At 55.3% G+C, this 16,983-nt stretch carries 15 protein-coding genes; 8 read left to right on the top strand and 7 right to left on the bottom strand.

Going from position 1 to position 16,983, the window contains the following annotated elements:
* Nucleotides 1-848: 848 nt before the first annotated feature.
* From rpmH to KW808_RS16165, 8 genes are all read left to right on the top strand, one after another.
* Nucleotides 849-992, top strand: coding sequence for a 50S ribosomal protein L34 (rpmH, locus tag KW808_RS16200; protein ID WP_003855320.1), 144 nt, complete (start codon nucleotides 849-851; stop codon nucleotides 990-992).
* Between the two features lie 39 nt (nucleotides 993-1,031).
* Nucleotides 1,032-1,433, top strand: a complete 402-nt coding sequence (gene rnpA / locus KW808_RS16195) for a ribonuclease P protein component (protein ID WP_003860977.1) — start codon at nucleotides 1,032-1,034, stop codon at nucleotides 1,431-1,433.
* A complete protein-coding gene (gene yidD / locus KW808_RS16190) occupies nucleotides 1,414-1,713 on the top strand; it encodes a membrane protein insertion efficiency factor YidD (RefSeq protein ID WP_003860975.1) in 300 nt (99 codons plus the stop codon). The genes rnpA and yidD overlap by 20 nt, the downstream gene beginning before the upstream one ends.
* A gap of 55 nt (nucleotides 1,714-1,768) precedes the next feature.
* Nucleotides 1,769-2,722: a membrane protein insertase YidC gene (yidC, locus tag KW808_RS16185; protein WP_003860973.1), complete on the top strand. Its 954-nt coding sequence runs from the start codon at nucleotides 1,769-1,771 to the stop codon at nucleotides 2,720-2,722.
* A 188-nt stretch (nucleotides 2,723-2,910) separates the two neighbouring features.
* Complete coding sequence (gene rsmG, locus KW808_RS16180; RefSeq protein ID WP_003855311.1) at nucleotides 2,911-3,540, top strand: 16S rRNA (guanine(527)-N(7))-methyltransferase RsmG; 630 nt, start codon at nucleotides 2,911-2,913, stop codon at nucleotides 3,538-3,540.
* Between the two features lie 105 nt (nucleotides 3,541-3,645).
* Entirely contained in the window at nucleotides 3,646-4,569 is a 924-nt protein-coding gene (locus KW808_RS16175) for a ParA family protein (protein ID WP_003855308.1), read from the top strand.
* Between the two features lie 59 nt (nucleotides 4,570-4,628).
* Complete coding sequence (locus KW808_RS16170) at nucleotides 4,629-5,768, top strand: ParB/RepB/Spo0J family partition protein (RefSeq protein WP_003855307.1); 1,140 nt, start codon at nucleotides 4,629-4,631, stop codon at nucleotides 5,766-5,768.
* A gap of 16 nt (nucleotides 5,769-5,784) precedes the next feature.
* The gene (locus KW808_RS16165) at nucleotides 5,785-6,405 is read left to right on the top strand and encodes an N-acetyltransferase (RefSeq protein ID WP_003860970.1); all 621 of its coding nucleotides are present in this window, start codon (nucleotides 5,785-5,787) and stop codon (nucleotides 6,403-6,405) included.
* Here KW808_RS16165 and KW808_RS16160 read toward each other — a convergent pair.
* From KW808_RS16160 to KW808_RS16130, 7 genes are all read right to left on the bottom strand, one after another.
* Nucleotides 6,402-7,592, bottom strand: coding sequence for an N-acetylmuramoyl-L-alanine amidase (locus tag KW808_RS16160; RefSeq protein WP_003860966.1), 1,191 nt, complete (start codon nucleotides 7,590-7,592; stop codon nucleotides 6,402-6,404). The genes KW808_RS16165 and KW808_RS16160 overlap by 4 nt on opposite strands.
* A 76-nt stretch (nucleotides 7,593-7,668) precedes the next feature.
* Nucleotides 7,669-7,992, bottom strand: coding sequence for a thioredoxin (gene trxA, locus KW808_RS16155; protein ID WP_003860964.1), 324 nt, complete (start codon nucleotides 7,990-7,992; stop codon nucleotides 7,669-7,671).
* An 85-nt stretch (nucleotides 7,993-8,077) separates the two neighbouring features.
* On the bottom strand, nucleotides 8,078-9,031 hold the full coding sequence (gene trxB, locus KW808_RS16150) for a thioredoxin-disulfide reductase (RefSeq protein WP_003855300.1): 954 nt from the start codon (nucleotides 9,029-9,031) through the stop codon (nucleotides 8,078-8,080).
* 104 nt (nucleotides 9,032-9,135) lie between these two features.
* Nucleotides 9,136-9,810 (bottom strand): sigma-70 family RNA polymerase sigma factor, encoded by a 675-nt coding sequence (locus KW808_RS16145; RefSeq protein ID WP_003860963.1) that lies wholly within the window; start codon nucleotides 9,808-9,810, stop codon nucleotides 9,136-9,138.
* A gap of 184 nt (nucleotides 9,811-9,994) precedes the next feature.
* Entirely contained in the window at nucleotides 9,995-13,339 is a 3,345-nt protein-coding gene (locus KW808_RS16140) for a lipid II flippase MurJ (RefSeq protein ID WP_003860961.1), read from the bottom strand.
* Nucleotides 13,340-13,391: 52 nt separating this feature from the next.
* Complete coding sequence (locus KW808_RS16135; RefSeq protein WP_003860959.1) at nucleotides 13,392-15,905, bottom strand: hypothetical protein; 2,514 nt, start codon at nucleotides 15,903-15,905, stop codon at nucleotides 13,392-13,394.
* Nucleotides 15,902-16,870 (bottom strand): NUDIX hydrolase, encoded by a 969-nt coding sequence (locus tag KW808_RS16130; RefSeq protein ID WP_011015620.1) that lies wholly within the window; start codon nucleotides 16,868-16,870, stop codon nucleotides 15,902-15,904. The genes KW808_RS16135 and KW808_RS16130 overlap by 4 nt, the downstream gene beginning before the upstream one ends.
* Between the last annotated feature and the right edge of the window lie 113 nt (nucleotides 16,871-16,983).

Genomic DNA, 16,983 nt, shown 5'->3' with positions numbered 1-16,983 from the left:
TATGTTAGGTATCTCCTTTTGGCGAAACTATCGAAAAATAATTTTATTCAGCCGTGGATGAAGGGTGGCGGAGAAGCTAAAAAGCAGGGCAAAATTCCGCTTTGTTATCCACGTGGGCGTTCTCGATGTTTCTACAGCTCCATTCACATCGAAAAACGCCCATAACCATTGTTTCCACAATGTTGTCCACAGCTGTGGATAACTTTTCCCAAAAACGTTTATCCACAGGATAGCGCACTACCTGTGGAAAATGTGCATCAACCTCAAATTCGCTCTCACCTGCAGTTATTTGAATGTTTCCCTTGATCTCAAGGTGAACATTAGGTGTTATCCACAGGTTGAAGTTTTCACAGGCTGTTGATGCTGTGTGCAATTTTCATTGTTACCCGCAGTTCAATCCACATGTCCAACCCCTGTGAATTCTTTGCCGAGTGGAGTTTGCCGGAGGGCGGCGTCGAAAAGCGTTTGGACGGGCGATATGCCCTCTCACCAGTGTTTAATGCCAGCTTTGTAATTACGGGTGCCCCCGCCGAATTGCCAAAGGACAGATTTGTTTTCGCAGGTCGTTTTCCCGTAAGCTAAACCAGTCTGTCACATCGTGTGACTCCCGGATCTTTGTCCAAACCTCTTGGTCAAGTTTCCAGGCGCAACGAATGTGCTTGAGAGCAACACTTTCCATAAAGCGTTGCTGCGGTTTCATTCACGAATCTGCAATCTCAAAAAAAATCATCCAACGTTGGGTGATCCGTTCCCCCGGTATAGGGCTAGCGCGGAAATCTTCGCGCACTTTGTCCACTAGAACCGGTGTGTCCGGTGATCCGTCAACAAAATATTTAGGAGTGTTTCACATGGCAAAGGGCAAGCGGACGTTCCAGCCGAACAACCGTCGTCGTGCACGTGTTCACGGTTTCCGTCTTCGTATGCGTACCCGTGCAGGTCGTGCAATTGTTGCGGCTCGTCGTCGCAAGGGTCGCGCAAAGCTGACCGCGTAATTTTTTAGCGTCACCACAATAAATAAGGTGTAAGCAACAGTGCTTCCAGCGCAACATAAGCTGAACTCTTCCATGCAATTTCGCACGGTGATGAGGAAAGGGCGTCGCGCTGGCAGTAAAACTGTCGTTGTGCACCTGTGGGATAGTGCCGAATCGTTGGATGGCACCGAAAAACAGGGCGAAGTCGCCTCATTCGGTGGTCCGCGGTTCGGCCTTGTCGTTTCTAAGGCCGTCGGAAATGCGGTGGTTCGTCACCGCACCTCCCGACGGCTTCGTCATATCTGTGCAAGCATTGCAGAAAAATCACCAGAGCTACTCTCCCCCACTCATCACGTGGTGATCCGCGCGTTGGCGGGGGCTGGGAATGCAACCTCGGCGGAACTTGAACGAGACATCCGCTACGGGTTGGGGAAAGCTAGCCGTGTGCGCACCAACAAGTGATGATCCTTTCGACATCCCAGAACCGAAAAGTATTCCGGCGAAGACGGCAGCTTCTGCTGTTCGCTTCTACCAAAAGTATCTTTCGGGTCTTAAGATAGGTTCCACCTGTCGTTTTGATCCAGTTTGCAGCACCTATGCATTGAAAGCCGTCTCAGTTCATGGGGCTTTTAAGGGAACTATTCTCTCCGCTGCAAGGTTGTCCAAATGTGGGCCCTGGCATCCGGGTGGATTCGACCCGGTGCCGAACCATGGATTTTGGTCCACCGAAACGGTGACATAGAAGTCCTGCCAACAAGTACATAGTCCCTATTAATCCCAAGGAGTTTCGACTCACAGTGCTCAATTTCATTTATTGGCCAATTTCGGCCATTCTGTGGTTCTGGCATAAAGCGTTCAGCTTTGTGCTGAGCCCAGATTCCGGAATTACCTGGGCCTTGTCGATCATGTTCTTGACCTTCACCGTGCGTATGGTTCTGGTCAAGCCGATGGTCAACACCATGCGTTCACAGCGCAAGATGCAAGACATGGCTCCAAAGATGCAGGCCATCCGCGAGAAGTACAAAAATGACCAGCAGAAGATGATGGAGGAGACCCGCAAACTTCAAAAAGAAGTGGGCGTTAACCCCATCGCGGGCTGTTTGCCAATGTTGGTGCAGATCCCAGTGTTCCTGGGTCTGTTCCACGTGCTGCGCTCCTTCAACCGCACCGGTTCTGGCGTTGGCCAGCTGGAAATGACCGTTGAGCAAAACGCGAACACCCCGAACTACATCTTCGGTGTCGACGAGGTTCAGTCCTTCCTGCGTGCAGACCTGTTCGGTGCGCCACTGTCGTCCTACATCACCATGCCTGCTGACGCGTTCGACGCGTTCCTTGGCCTGGATGTCTCCCGCCTCAACATCGCGTTGGTTGCAGCTCCAATGATTTTGATCATTGTCGTGGCAACTCACATGAACGCGCGTCTGTCCGTCAACCGCCAGGAAGCTCGCAAGGCAGCCGGCAAGCAGCAGGTCGCTTCCAGCGATCAGATGGCTATGCAGATGCAGATGATGAACAAGATGATGCTCTGGTTCATGCCAGCAACCATTTTGTTCACCGGCTTCATCTGGACCATCGGTCTTCTTGTCTACATGATGGCCAACAACGTGTGGACCTTCTTCCAGCAGCGCTACATCTTCGGCAAGATGGACGCTGAGGAAGCAGCTGAGGAGGAGGAAAAGCGCGCAGCAAAGCGCACTACCGCTCCGAAGCCTGGCGTGAAGCCAGAAAACCCCAAGAAGCGTAAGAAGTAAAACTTCACTAAAAACCGCCAGCCCACGCACTAAGGGCTGGCGGTTTTTTGCTGCCTGCAGCGCGCCATTTTAAGCGCTTGTCGACGCTAAAAAGCACCATTCGGCAGCCAACACTCAAGCTTCTTAAGTTGAGTCGTTATAGTTGAGTGTTGTACCGCTCGATATCTTGCCCGAAGGGGACTTTTTTCATGACCACGCCTCCAGCAGCCGCTGAAATTTTCGGGGACAACCTCGAAAAAGCCATTGCATATCATGAATCTTTGGCAACAGATGGATCCGTCCGTGGATTCATCGGCCCCCGAGAAGTTCCCCGCCTGTGGGATCGCCACATTCTAAACTGTGGTGTCATCGGCGAAGCTATGGATGAGGGCATCTCAGTTGCAGACATTGGTTCTGGTGCGGGACTGCCAGGAATTCCTCTTGCTATCGCACGCCCAGATCTCAACATCACTCTCATTGAGCCATTGCTCAAGCGTTCTGTGTACCTCAACGAGGTAAAAGAAGCCCTGAACTTGGACAATGTCACCGTCATTCGTGGTCGTGCTGAGGAAAAAGTGGTGCGCAAGCAGGTCGGATTGGTCGATATTGTCACCTCCCGAGCTGTTGCTCCACTGGGCAAGCTAGCGACCTGGTCGTTGCCGCTGGTGAAAATCGGTGGACGCATGGTGGCCATGAAAGGCTCCAGCGTTGAGGAAGAAATTGAGCGTGACGCCAAGGAAATCCGCAAGGCTGGCGGCACTGACATTAAGGTTTATACCGTGGGTGAGGCGCTGTTGAGCGAGCCCACAACACTTATTTCAATCCGCAGGGAAAAGTAACCATCCACTTTGGTGGAATGGGTACAGCGTTAAGCACTAATGTGGAATCGATGACGTGTGCATGAAGAATTCGCATGCACAGGAAGATAGGGATGGTTGACGTCGATGGAAGACACTACTTGGGAAGACACACCAATTGCTGCGGCGGCGCGTCGTGCAGCTCAGGTGATGACACCCAACTCCCTGACGTTGCCGAAACCTAAAGAACCACGCCTAATTACCATCGCCAACCAAAAAGGCGGCGTTGGTAAAACCACCTCCACGGTGAATTTGGCTGCGTCTTTGGCAATTCATGGGCTTAAAGTTCTCGTCGTGGATTTGGATCCGCAGGGAAATGCGTCGACAGCGTTGGGTGTCGAGCACCGCTCTGGCACCTTGTCATCTTATGAACTACTGATCGGTGAATGCACTGCTGATGAAGCAATGCAGCCTTCCACAGCTAATGAAAACCTCTTCTGTATTCCAGCAACCCTGGATCTTGCTGGCGCAGAAATTGAATTGGTCAGCTTGGTCCGCCGCGAATACCGCCTGGCAGATGCGTTGGGCCGTGAGTTCATTGACAAGCACGATTTTGATTACATGATCATTGACTGCCCACCATCGTTGGGTCTGCTCACCATTAACGCCATGACCGCGGTGAATGAAGTGCTCATTCCGATCCAGTGTGAGTACTACGCTCTGGAGGGCGTGGGCCAGCTACTGAACAACATCACTATGTTGCGTCAGCACCTGAACCGCCAGCTGCATATTTCCGCGATCTTGCTGACCATGTATGACGCCCGCACCAACCTCGCAGAACAGGTGGCCACAGAGGTTAATGATCACTTCGGTGACGTGGTGTTGGGTAACAAGATTCCACGTTCAGTGAAGGTGTCTGAAGCTCCTGGCTATGGGCAGACTGTCATTGAATATGATCCAGGTTCCAGGGGCGCCATGGCGTATTTGGATGCTGCTAAAGAATTGGCCACTCGTGGCGATTACTTGCCTAGCGATGAATCCGGTCCGATCGGCCTAAAACCTGCGAAATAGCAGTAAACTTCTTTGAATACGTTAATTGTTGTGCTGTACGAAAGGTGCGTCTAAGAGCGATGGCTCAGAACAAGGGTTCCGACAAGTCCCAGACGGAAAAGCGTAAGGGCGGTCTGGGGCGCGGTCTGGCCGCACTTATTCCCTCAGGACCAAGTAATTCCCCAGGTCTTGGTGGCGGTGCGGCTGACATCATTTTGGGCGGTACCGTGGGTGCGCGTACTGCTGCAGCTCCCAAGCGTGAGTCCACACCAGCAGCTCCTGCACCTGAGGCTCCTGCGCAGGCCGCTCCACAACACACTGAGGCCACAAAGCCAGAGGTAGTTCCAGAGCCAGCAGCTCCTGCTCCAACGCAGTCAGCACAGCAGGAAGCGCCGCAGGCACAGCCAGCACAGCAGTCTGAGTTCGGCGCATCCTACCTTGAGATCCCGATCGAGCAGATCCGCCCCAACCCGCAGCAGCCTCGCCATGAGTTTGATCCGCAGGCACTTGATGAGTTGGTGCATTCGATCAGCGAGTTCGGCCTCATGCAGCCGATCGTGGTGCGCAGGTCCGAGGATGGCTATGAGCTCATCATGGGTGAGCGTCGTTGGCGTGCATCCAAGCGAGCTGGCCTTGAGGTTATCCCGGCGATTGTCCGTGAAACTGAAGACAGCGCGATGCTGCGCGACGCCCTTTTGGAAAATATCCACAGGGTGCAGCTGAATCCTTTGGAAGAGGCAGCCGCCTACCAGCAGTTGCTGGAGGAGTTCGGTGTCACCCAGGCAGAGCTGGCCGATAAGCTGGGCCGTTCCCGTCCGGTAATCACCAATATGATTCGTCTGCTGGGCCTTCCAGTCAACGTGCAGACCAAGGTGGCAGCCGGTGTGCTGTCTGCAGGCCATGCACGCGCATTGCTGGGGCTCAAGGCCGGCGAGGATGCTCAGGACACCCTGGCGACCCGAATCATCGCTGAGGGCCTATCTGTGCGTGCTACCGAGGAATTGGTGCTGCTACACAACCGTGGTGATCAGGATGAGGAGAAGAAGCCACGCGAAAAGGCTGCAACTCCTGAGGTTTTTACCCGTGCGGCTGAGTCCTTGGCGGATAATTTGGATACCAAGGTCTCGGTGATGATGGGTAAGAAGAAGGGCAAGCTCGTGGTGGAATTCGGCGACAAGGATGATTTCGAGCGCATCATGTCCTTGATCCAGGGCCAATAATTTTAAGTTTGGCGCCATGCTCCAGGCTTCCCTTTTCCCGATCGTGCAGGAACACATAGATTTCCTGCACCCCCAGGCCCGCAAGTCGGTGTTTTGGGAGCTCGCACCTGAGGTTGCAGCTAAAGCTGATCCGGTGTTTGAGAAGGAAGCCTGGCTGTCCACCACGCTGCTGGAGTATGAATCCTGCGGTTTCAACATTGGTTACCGCAATGGAACTCCGGCGTTGGCGTCGGTCATTTTCTGCGAGTGCGATGCCGCCCCAGGCGCGAAGGCGCTGCCTACGGCACCGGTGTCTAGCGACGCTGCGATCATCAGCAGCCTGTTCATCGACGAGGTTTTCCGGGGCACGGGCATGGAATCGGCGCTTCTCGACGCCTCCCTCATGGAACTAATTCGGCGCGACTACCCAGCCGTTGAGGCGTTTGGATACCGCTCGGAAAACACAGAAGCGGATGCGATCGCAGCTAGGCGTTTAGAAATCGGCCTGATTGATGTGGAGGCGTTAGAATCAGCCGGTTTCGAAGTGGTTGCTGACCATCCCGTGTTACCCCGTCTGCGGATGGAATTACCACCCGCAACGGTGCTGCTCACAGCTAAGGATGCCCAGCGACTCCTTCAAGAGATGGGCGCGATTTAGCCAGCCTGCTCTGATTGCAACAGCTCAGAGAACTTGAAGGTTCCGGTCTCGGGCTGTGCTTCCTCATCAAGGAGGTACAGGCGCTTGACGGCGACAACGATGGCTTCGGCAATGTGATCACGCATTTGTGGATCAGTCAGAACTGCCAGGTCATCGGGGTTGGTGAGGTAACCGGTGACAACTTCCACCATGGGCATGCGCGTGAGGCGCAGCAGATCCCAGGTACGGGCATGGCTGCCACAGTTGTTCAGCGGGGTGCGGGCAACGATCTCTTTTTGGATGTACGCGGAGAGCGTTTCACCGGTCAAGGAGTTGGTGCCGTTTTCCGAACCGAAGTAGAAGCTGGCCACGCCGTTAGCTTTTTCATTCGGGTAGGAATCGCAGTGCAGGCTCAGCATGAGGTCAGCGCCGAAAGCATTCGCGATCGACGCGCGATCACGGCTGCTGGGATCATCCATGTGCGGGCGCGACAGGATGGTTTCCATGCCTGTTGCGATCATGCGACCTTCCAGGCGGGTGGCCAAATCCCAGAGGATTTCTTCCTCAGAGATCTCACCGTAGGGGCCTTTCACGATCTGACCCTTGTTGGAGCCCCCAAGCGCAGGATCAATGACCACACGCTTGCCAGCAAGACGTGGGCCTGCATTGCGCATGCGTTCGCGCTCACGGATGGCTTGAGCAGAGCCACCCTTGATGCGCAGACCCAGTCGGGACAGTGCTCGGATGGTGTCAGGACCACAGATGCCGTCTACCTGCATGCCGTAGTTGAGTTGGTAGTTCATCACAGCTTTGTGTGTGAGCTCGCCAAAATGTCCATCCACACGGTCGGCGTAGAAGCCGAGCTCTTGGAGATGGGATTGGATTTCTACAACGTCGTCACCAACAAGCTGGTTGCCGGGCTGGTAGGCCAGCACGCGGGTTCCCAGGGTGTAGGAGGCTTCGCGGATTGCGCGCAGGGTGGGGTCGTCAATAAGCCCGGAGGGAACGACTCCTCGAGCTTGCTGGAATGACTTGATGCTGAGGCTGAGTTCTTCGTCGAAAAGCGTCTCTTCTTCGTGGAACTTCTGGGATTCTGTCTTTGCAGACATCTCCCTGGAATAGCCTTCAATCACACCGAGGCGAGCGAGCGTAGTGCGCACTTCTGCCACGCGCGGGCTGCGATCGCCAACTCTCAGGACTTTAGACACCCTGCTCCTTCCATCATTCATGTTCAAAATTATCAATGGATATAGTTCATCCACGTGACTGCAGTAAGAATACCAGTTAGAGGTGCTTCTCTAGTTTTTCCACAATTTCGTTCTTGGGGCGCAGACCGACAAATTCCTCGACTTTTGCACCATTTTTGAAAATGAGAACCGAAGGAATCGACATAATCTGGAACATGGCACCCAAGGCACGCTCTGCATCGACGTCGACGCTGGCAACGACTGCCTTGTCGCCGTACTCGCCTGCGATTTCCTCAATGATGGGGCTGAGCTTCTTGCAGGGGCCACACCATTCTGCCCAGAAGTCAACGATGACTGGCTTGTCGGAATCGATGATGGTGGACTTGAAGGTCTGCTCGGTTACTGCAACAACATTGCTCATGGTTTCTCCTAAATTAACAATGACGGGACTCCTGGGGAATCCCGACATTCATTGGTACATGGTTTGGTTTAAGGCTAACTGTGAATTAGGCCAGAGAAGCTAGGTAATGCTCTGCATCGATAGCTGCGCGGCAACCGGAACCAGCTGCGGTGATGGCCTGCTGGTAGTGGCTGTCCACCAGGTCGCCAGCAGCGAAAACACCGTCAAGGTTGGTGCGGGTGGAAGGCTCCTGAACCAAAACGTAGTTGGAAGGATCAACCTCGACCTGACCTGCGAGGATTTCAGAGCGTGGATCATGGCCGATGGCAACGAACATGGCGGTGACATCCAAGACGGAATCTTCACCAGTGACGGTGTCATTGAGCTTCAGGCCGCTGACCTTGCCATCTGCCTCAATGACCTCTTCGACAGTCTTGTTGGTGACGAAGCGAATCTTCTCGTTCTTCTGAGCACGCTCCAGCATGATGGCGCTGGCGCGGAACTCTTCGCGGCGGTGCACGATGGTGACACTGCGAGCGAACTTGGTGAGGAAGGTTGCTTCCTCCATCGCGGAGTCGCCACCACCGATCACGGCGATATCCTGATCGCGGAAGAAGAAACCATCGCAGGTTGCACATGCAGAAACGCCACGGCCGAGCAGTTCCTGCTCGCCCTTCACACCCAAGTAGCGAGGTGCAGAACCCATGGACAAGATGACAGCACGCGCGTGGTACTCGTCGTCGCCGACCCACAGCTTCTTGATGTCACCGGTGAGATCAACGCGGTCGACAAGCTCCATGTGCATGTCGGTGCCGAAACGCTCGGCCTGAGCGCGCATGTTTTCCATGAGCTCTGGGCCCAGGATTCCCTTTTCAAAGCCTGGGAAGTTTTCCACGTCAGTAGTGGTCATCAAAGATCCACCGTATTCATAGCCCTCGAACATGATGGGGTTGAGGTCAGCGCGGGCTGCATATACTGCTGCGGTATAGCCAGCTGGACCGGAGCCGATGATGGCGACATCATGAATCTTTGGTGCTACGGCAGATTGTTCTTCAGACATTGTTTCCCTCAAAGTAGTAAACGTAAAAGTGCAGCATCACGTGCACCATTCACCCTAGTTGTGAACTCACCGTTTTCAACGTCAGACACTTTGAAAAACTTCCATCAGTTGCTTTCGCACTGTATGGAGCCATCTTCGGGCCCGAAGAAATCTGCATGTAAAAGGGCGCGCAACGCTTTGCGTGCGCGCCCTCGGCGTGATTTAACGGTACCTACTTTGATTCCTTCGATTTCGGCCACATCTTCTACGGTGTAGCCGCCGAGGTCGACAAGTATTAAGGCGATGCGTTGATCGGGGTGTAATTGGTCGATGGCGGATCGAATTGTCATGGCGACATCGAGGTAGCCCAAGGGGTCGGTGGCTAGGCGAGGATCTTTTTCTAAATCGATTGTTGGTTCGTTAAGGATGGGGAATTCTACTTGGGAGCGGTGGGTAGCCCAATCGAAGCCGCTATTCAGGACAAGTTTGTGGAGCCACGTGCCGAGAGCTGCTTCTGCTCTATAAAGGTGCATGTTTCGGCTGGCGCGAAAGAGAGCTTCTTGGAGAATGTCTTGGGCGTCTTCTGGTTTCCGCCCGTATTTTCTGGCTGCCTGCATCATATGTCGTTCGTGGCGGTGAATGATGGTGGAAAATGCCCTGGAATCGCCAGATACAAACTGTTTGACGAGTTGGGTATCGCTTAGGTCATGGTTTTTAGGCAGCACTGTCATAAGATCCCCCGCAGGTTGAGGGACACACCCCGTATCCCTTATGCGGCTTAGTATGGGCAGATTTTCCATTGAGAGATACTTCTCGGCGCCCACTCAAGTGGGAGGTGTCGCTGAGGTGCTACATACTTTGAGGGCTCTTCTTTCTGGAAAATACCTGTGAGCTGAAGCTATGTATAAATTGAAAACGCCCGCTTTCAGTTAGTGAAACTGAGGGCGGGCGCACCTTAATGGGGGTCAATCACAAACGCGTAATTTACCAACCAACGAGTTGTACTTCAGCGATCTGCATCTGTGGATTGGTGTCTGAGGTTTGTGAGGAATGAACCTCATCGACCAGAATCACCACGGATTCCACCTGACCCGGAAGCTTGGAGGAATCGCGGATGCTGTGGCTGAGACTGCGGCCGGAATAATCCACGGTGCCGATCTCGATGCCTTCCGACAGGGAGTGTGGTGAGGCGTCGTTGAATGCGTAGATCTTCATGGTCGAGGTCACGTTGCTGTCAGAGCCGGTGCCGGTGGTCAAGATGACGCGGTCGAGGCGGGCAGGCGTGGACAGGTCAACTAGGAGGCCGTCGCCGCCGGTGGAGGTCCATGCGGTGGAGGTGTTACCGTCGGTGACGTCGGTGACATCTGTTCCTGCACCGTCATCCCACGTGCGGGCTTGATCCAGATCCAGGTAGACCGGTGGCCCCACAGGTTCTGGTGTTGCAGAAGTGGTGGCTTCAACAGAAGCCAATGGGGATTGTTCGTTGGTGCTGCTGCCGAAGAAGCTGGTGAGGAACGCGGTACCGGCAGCCACCAGGGAGACCAAGATGATCACCACAGCGGCGATGGCTGCCATGCCCTTGACGGTGTAGTCGGAGGCACCGAAACCATCACGTGTCGCAGGCTTTGGTGTCTTTTCCTTCTTCACCACAAGGTGGGTTGGTTCCTCGGTGAACAGTCCGCAGGTGCGCATCGCCATGGCAAGTGATGCGTAATCGGGATTGTCTTCTGTAGCTAGCCCCTGGGCTTCAGTGACCATTGCCTTGACGTCGCTGGGAGCGAGGGGCGCGTCGATAAGCATCTCGGCGGCCGAGGCCAGGGACTTGGCGTCGCGGAGCTCTGAGGCATCGGGCAAAATCGCCGGGAAGGCGAGGACGGCATGGCCGTCGGTGTTGATGCGGATGCGGGACTTGTTGTCCAGACCGGCTGGGATACCCATCTTGTGGGCCTCGCCGATGGTCTCGGTTAGTTCTGCGAGCGCGAACGCGGCGGCGCGGGGATCAGCGCCGGATTCCGCGACGGCGCTCAAGCTGGAGCCAGGCACCCAATCGGCCACAATGAGGCAACCGTTGCGGTACGCCTCGGAGTAGATATTGGGGGCCACCGCCAAGCTGCCCAAGCTGGCCAGCTTCTTGGTGCGGCGCTGCACCTCGTAGGCGATGCCCGCTGCGGCTGCCGAAGACAGTGGCGCAAATGGGGCGTTGCCGGAAGTATCCACGAAGATCAGCGCGACTTCCTTGCCGGTGGCGATCTCGCGGGCCTGCCAGAAACGTGCACCCTGGACGCCGCCGTGATCGGCAAGCAAGCGGAAGCGACCGTCGCCGACTGGGGCGCCGGGAACCAGGCGAGGTCCGCGGACAATACCGGCGGACATTGGTGGCGGAACAGGGGTTGCTGCGAACTCGCTTGGCGCGACCAGCTGGGTGGAGAAATCCTGCTCGGAGACTTCGCCGACATCCAAAGAGATCTTGGTATTCGGGCGAATAAACCGGCTCAAACCTGGGATGCGGGTCAGCGCTTGGCCCAAGTTTTGGACCTCCGGCAAACCAGAACGTGACAACACGATGCCGGTGACGAAGATGAAGAAGACACCCAACACAGCGAGGTACAGCAAGTAGCCCACAGAGCTTAAAGTGCCCAACAGGAAATCGCCCATGACTGCTTGGATAAGCCATCCCAAAGCCCACGCTGCTGCCGCACCGACTGCGGCGGAGCCCAACGCCCACAGGGAGGTTTTAGCCAAAGAGCGCATACCCAACAGGCCGAGTTTCTTGCGCAACAGATACGCGCCGATGACCGCGCCAGTGACAAAACTGAAGCCGTTGGCCGCACCAAGAAGCACCACCACCCGCTCTGGGGAGCTTGACAGCAGCGGTGCCAGAAAGGACAGCACGACCTTGGTGGCGGTGATGCCGGCGATGATGAAGGTTGGGGTCCAGACCTCTTCACGCGCATAAAACACACGCAAATGCAGCAGCACCAAAGCGTAAGGAATCAACGTGAAAGCAGAGAAGCTCAACGTCCAACCAAGGATGTTAGCGGCGTTGGCATCGAATTGGCCGTAGGCAAAAAGGCCATTGGCAATAGGGACACCGAAGGCAGTGAAAAACACCACGATCGGGATCAATGCAATGAAGGTCAGTTTGGAACCCAACTGAAGGTCAGAGACCACTGCCCTATCGTCGCCGTCCGCGGCGTTGCGGGACAGTCGCGGCATAATCGCGGTGAGCAAGGTGACGCCGATGATGCCATAAGGAACCTGCAACAACATCCAGTGTTGCTGATAAATAAACGGTGCAGCATCATCTGCCAGTGAGGCAATACGAGTGGTGATGATGTAACCGAACTGGGAGATTGCCACGTACACGATGATCGCCATCGCCATGCCACCGAATTGCTTCAAACGCGCATCGATACCCCACAGAGGGCGCATATCAATGCCCGCGCGACGCAGGTACGGAATCATGATTAGACACTGTGCAACCACACCAAGGGTGGTGCCCACGCCGAGGAAAACGATCTGCGGATCAAAAATGCCCACCTGCTCATGCGGGTGCAAACGCGCAGGCAGCACCATGTACACGCCCAGCACGGTCAAGGTGATCACATTGTTGACAACAGGTGCCCACGCGCCGGGTTTGAACACTTCACGGGTGTTCAACACAGCCATGAACAGGGCAAACAGGCCGTAGAAGAAAATCTGTGGCAGCAGCCAATACGCAAAGGCCGTGGACATGACCACGTTGACTTGTCCCTCAGAGGACAGCATCATCCGTGTCAGCAGTGGCGCGCCGATAATCGACAGGATGGTGACACCACCCAGCAGCGTCACCGACAGGGTGAGCAGCCGCCTGAAGAACCCGGAACCGCCGTCGGCGTCTTCTTTTTCCGCGCGGGTAAGCACCGGAATAACCAGCGATGTCAGCACCGCACCCAACACGATCTCAGTGATCAGGTTGGGCAGCGTGTTGGCAGTGTTGAACGCCGACGCGATAGCCGGCGACAGCGCCGCACCAATCATCACGGTGCGCAGGAAACCGGTGATACGACTCAGCAGCGTGGCTATTGCCATGGAGCCAGTCGAGCGCACCACATCAGAATCGGAGGTGTGCTTTTCTGGTTCCGGTTCTGCTGGACGCGTCTGGGCTGCCTGGGTGGCGGATGCCGTAGGCGAGTTTTTCAAACTCGAGCGATCACCATCCGTGCGTGCGACAGCCTTCTTGCGCGCCTCGGGCACAGGCGCCGGCGGTGCTGGAGCAACGATCCTGCCACGCAGGCCGGACTGCTCCGAATTATTCGAAAGCGAAGAACTCACTTGTTGACCATTCATGTACGAGTGCGCGCCTTAACGGCGAGCACGGCGAAAATAACTATGCGATACGTTAGTGGGTTGGTGGCGGTTTGGGCGATCCCGTACCGGGCGAGCGCTTTTCGACGTTTCGTTTCTTCCGTATAAACAACAACCCTCCTACTGCCAGAATGCCCGCTGCCACGAAAAACAGCGTGGTGCCCAAATTCGGGCGAGGCTGGACAGTAATTTCCACAGGTTCACTAATGGTGGCCCCATCTGGGGATGCCAACCACAACGTGAGATCCGTGCGCAGATTGTCATCGGGCAAATCCGCAGTCATTTGCAAGGTGATGGAACCCTGCGCCGGAATACGAACCACACCGGGAGTATTGATGTGCGCATCCTGATTTCCGGAATACAAAATCTGAGTCTCCGCGGGCAACGGCAAACCATTTTGCGCCACAATCAACAACGGAGACGATTCCGAGGTTCGGGTATACACATTTCCCGGTGGCAGCAACGCCACAGAGCTACGCAGCTTCTGCAGAGTGTCGCGGTTGCGATTAAGTAATTTATCGGCATCAGAGGTTGCCTGGGTATGGCGAGCTAACGAACGACGCTCACTGATACTCAACGCGCGCAACAGATCTTGCCGCAGCGGTGCTGTAAACCCATAGCGGGTCAGTGCAATGCTGGGATCATTGGACATGATGCCAGTGAGATCATCGATGTACTCCGCCTGCTGAGTGGTTCGCAGAATTTCGGTTTCCGTCAATGACGCAGGATCGTCGTAGGGTGCACCAAAAGCAGTGTCATCCGGTGGAGTTGTTGCTGCGGCCAAAGTATTTCTTTGTTCCGCATTGGCAGTGACATATTGCTGCAGGGAAAAAGGTCGGGCGGAGCCGTCGGCAAGCAAAGCCCCGGTGGTCTCAAGCAACATCGCGCCGTCTTCGGCGCCCAGCACCGCGCTCGGCATGATCAACACGGGAGAGTCTTCATCGCCGTTGTCCACCGTCAATCGCAGCGCCGCCTGGCCGGTGAGATTGCGGGCGCTCTCAGAATCCATGGCGTAGTCATAACGCGAATCCGGATTGGAATAGCCCACAGTCTCAGGGTTTTGTCCCAAGGTAGCCAAGGTTGCCGATAACGATCCCTGATACGACACCCCAGTTATTCCTGGAGCCAAAGAGTGGAACCGATCCGCGCTCGTTGTGCGCCACACCGTGTTATCAGAAACCAACACGGACACCGTGGAGGTAGGGGTAGGCGGCGTCACCGTGCCTGGCGTTGGCTTAGGGTTATCCAATGCGCTTTGCTCCGTGGCATCAGGGGCAGCAACCAACTCCTCTGACTGCACCTCCCACGCCTGATCCGGATTAAGCGTTACTTCCGCCCATCCGAGATCACCCACGGTGGAGGGCTCCACAAAACCATTTCCAGGAATCACCACATTGGATTCCGGAATAACACCCAACACTTCTTCAAAGGTGGTGACACCTCGCTGTAGCGCCTCGCGCATCAACCACTGATTACCGGTTTGGCTCACTGCATTTAGATCAGCATTCGCCCACGGCAACGCCACGGTGCACGAGGTGGCTGTGGCCTGTCGGAGTTTCTCCAAGAAAATGGCAGCGTTTTCCGCACCCGTGCCCGTGACACCATTGGTGGGTTGATTATCGGCAGTCCACAACTCACGAAGCCGCTGATTCTGCCGCACCGTACTGGGACGAGTATCGGTCACGGTGTAACCGCCGGTCATGCGATCCACCACATCAAGAAGCTGCGGATCAATAGCAAGGCACGTGGCTTGCTGCACGGCGGGTGAAGACTGGAGGTAGGCGTCGATAAGCTTTTGCAAACGACCGCCCTCCTCCAACTCGCCCGCAAGCGCGTCGGAACTGACCAGCAAAGGCGGCTCTTCCGGCGCCTCGCCAGTCTCACCACCCAACACATTCGTCTGGGCTGATATCGGGTAAATCATCGTCGTGGGGGTGGCGGTGTCTTCTGTATCAGTTGTATCGCTGAGGACTGGCAGAAGGAAACGCTGCGAATCCAAATGCTGCGCCACCCCATCAAGCTGCCCCGACAACGCCAACATCGTCGGATAAGAACCCAGCTGAGAAATCGACAAACTATCGGTAGAAATCTCCACCTCAGTCTCAACACTCTCCCCCGGCTCCAACTCATCATCAAGAGTCACCATCGCGCCGAAGTAGCCATAATTATTATCCGTCGCCGCCACCCGAGCACTCGCCATATCAAACGACGCCTCCGCACGACGCGCCTGCAACGTAATATTGCTCAACGTCTCCGACGAACGATTAGTCACCCGAACCTGCGCCTTAAAAGACTCCCCCACCTGCACAGTTAGATTGCTATCCGGCATGACAAAATCCGAGATCTCTACATCCACACCAGAAAGCTCATCATCAGCCCGCGCATTCGGATTCACCCACAACTCCGACACCGCCGGATCAGAAGGATCCAACGGAATCGGCAACGCAAGAACAGGTGAAGCGCTAAAACCCACCACAGTGATGGCGGTCAGCGCTGAAACGAGGCGAAGAGCTTTGGCTTTGGGGTTCGGGTTGGGGTTCGGAATCACCTTGGGGTGGACCTTCCCTCCGCCTTTTCCTTCAAAGCAAACTCAGGCAACAAATCATGCGCCTGCCTAGCCAACTTCCGCTCATCCGCAAAAGCCAAATGCTCAATCAACTGATTCGCCGGAATCCACGCCACCTCAGTGACTTCTGGATCCTCATCATTCAAATCGCCATCAACATAACGCAACAAATGATGATGCACCGTCTTATGGATCCGCTTCCCTTCCGAAACGAACCAATAATCAATCACACCCAACTCAGTGAACACCTCACCGTGGATGCCGGTCTCCTCCCACACCTCACGCTCAGCAGTCGCAGCCTTATCCTCACCAGGCTCAACATGGCCCTTCGGCATCGACCACAACAAACGACCACGACGATCAAGACGACCAATCAACGCAACATAAATCTTCGACAGATCAACCTCATTGTTAGCGTTGACCGCCTCAGCCAAACCTGACACCACGAGACCACCTGCGGAAGTCTCATCAGAAGTAACCAAACGGGACTGCTGCCACGCCTGATTCACCCTCGTGTTGGAACGCCTCCTGGTTGGAGACCTACGACCCTTACCCCTGCGGTTGTCCTGAGACTTCTGCTTGTTCGACTGAGAGGTTTGGGTTTGGGTGTTTTGCTGGGAGTTTTGGCTGTTCTGGTTGTTTTGACTGTTTTGGCTGTGTTGTTGGGTGTTGTTGCTCTTCGGGTTCCTGCGGGACCGACGGCGTTTTGGCCTCTGAGAGGTTTTCTCAGAAGCTTGGCCCTGATTTTGGCCCTGCTGGTTCTGCTTTTGGGGTTGGGCCTGTTGGCTTTGTGGCTGGGCTTGGGGCTGATTTTGGGTTTGCTGCCCCTGTTGGCCCTGCCTGTTTTGGTTTGGGTTTTGGTTCTGACCTGAAGGACGGCGAGAACGGCGGCGGCGCCTGCGTTTAGGCGCTCCGCTAGTAGTCCCCTCGGGTTTCAAGTCACTCATTCAACCAATCGTATCGTGAGAGGTGGGTATTCGGTATTAATGAACCGCCCGGGGGTTAATTGACTCGCGTAGTGAGGGGTTCGGCGCCGTGTCGGCTGCTCAGATGCAAATCC

This window comes from [Brevibacterium] flavum, from assembly GCF_019317305.1.
Taxonomy (GTDB): Bacteria; Actinomycetota; Actinomycetes; order Mycobacteriales; family Mycobacteriaceae; genus Corynebacterium; species Corynebacterium glutamicum.
The sequence above is the reverse complement of the archived record's forward strand: the minus strand, read 5'-3'. Positions and strand labels throughout refer to the sequence as shown.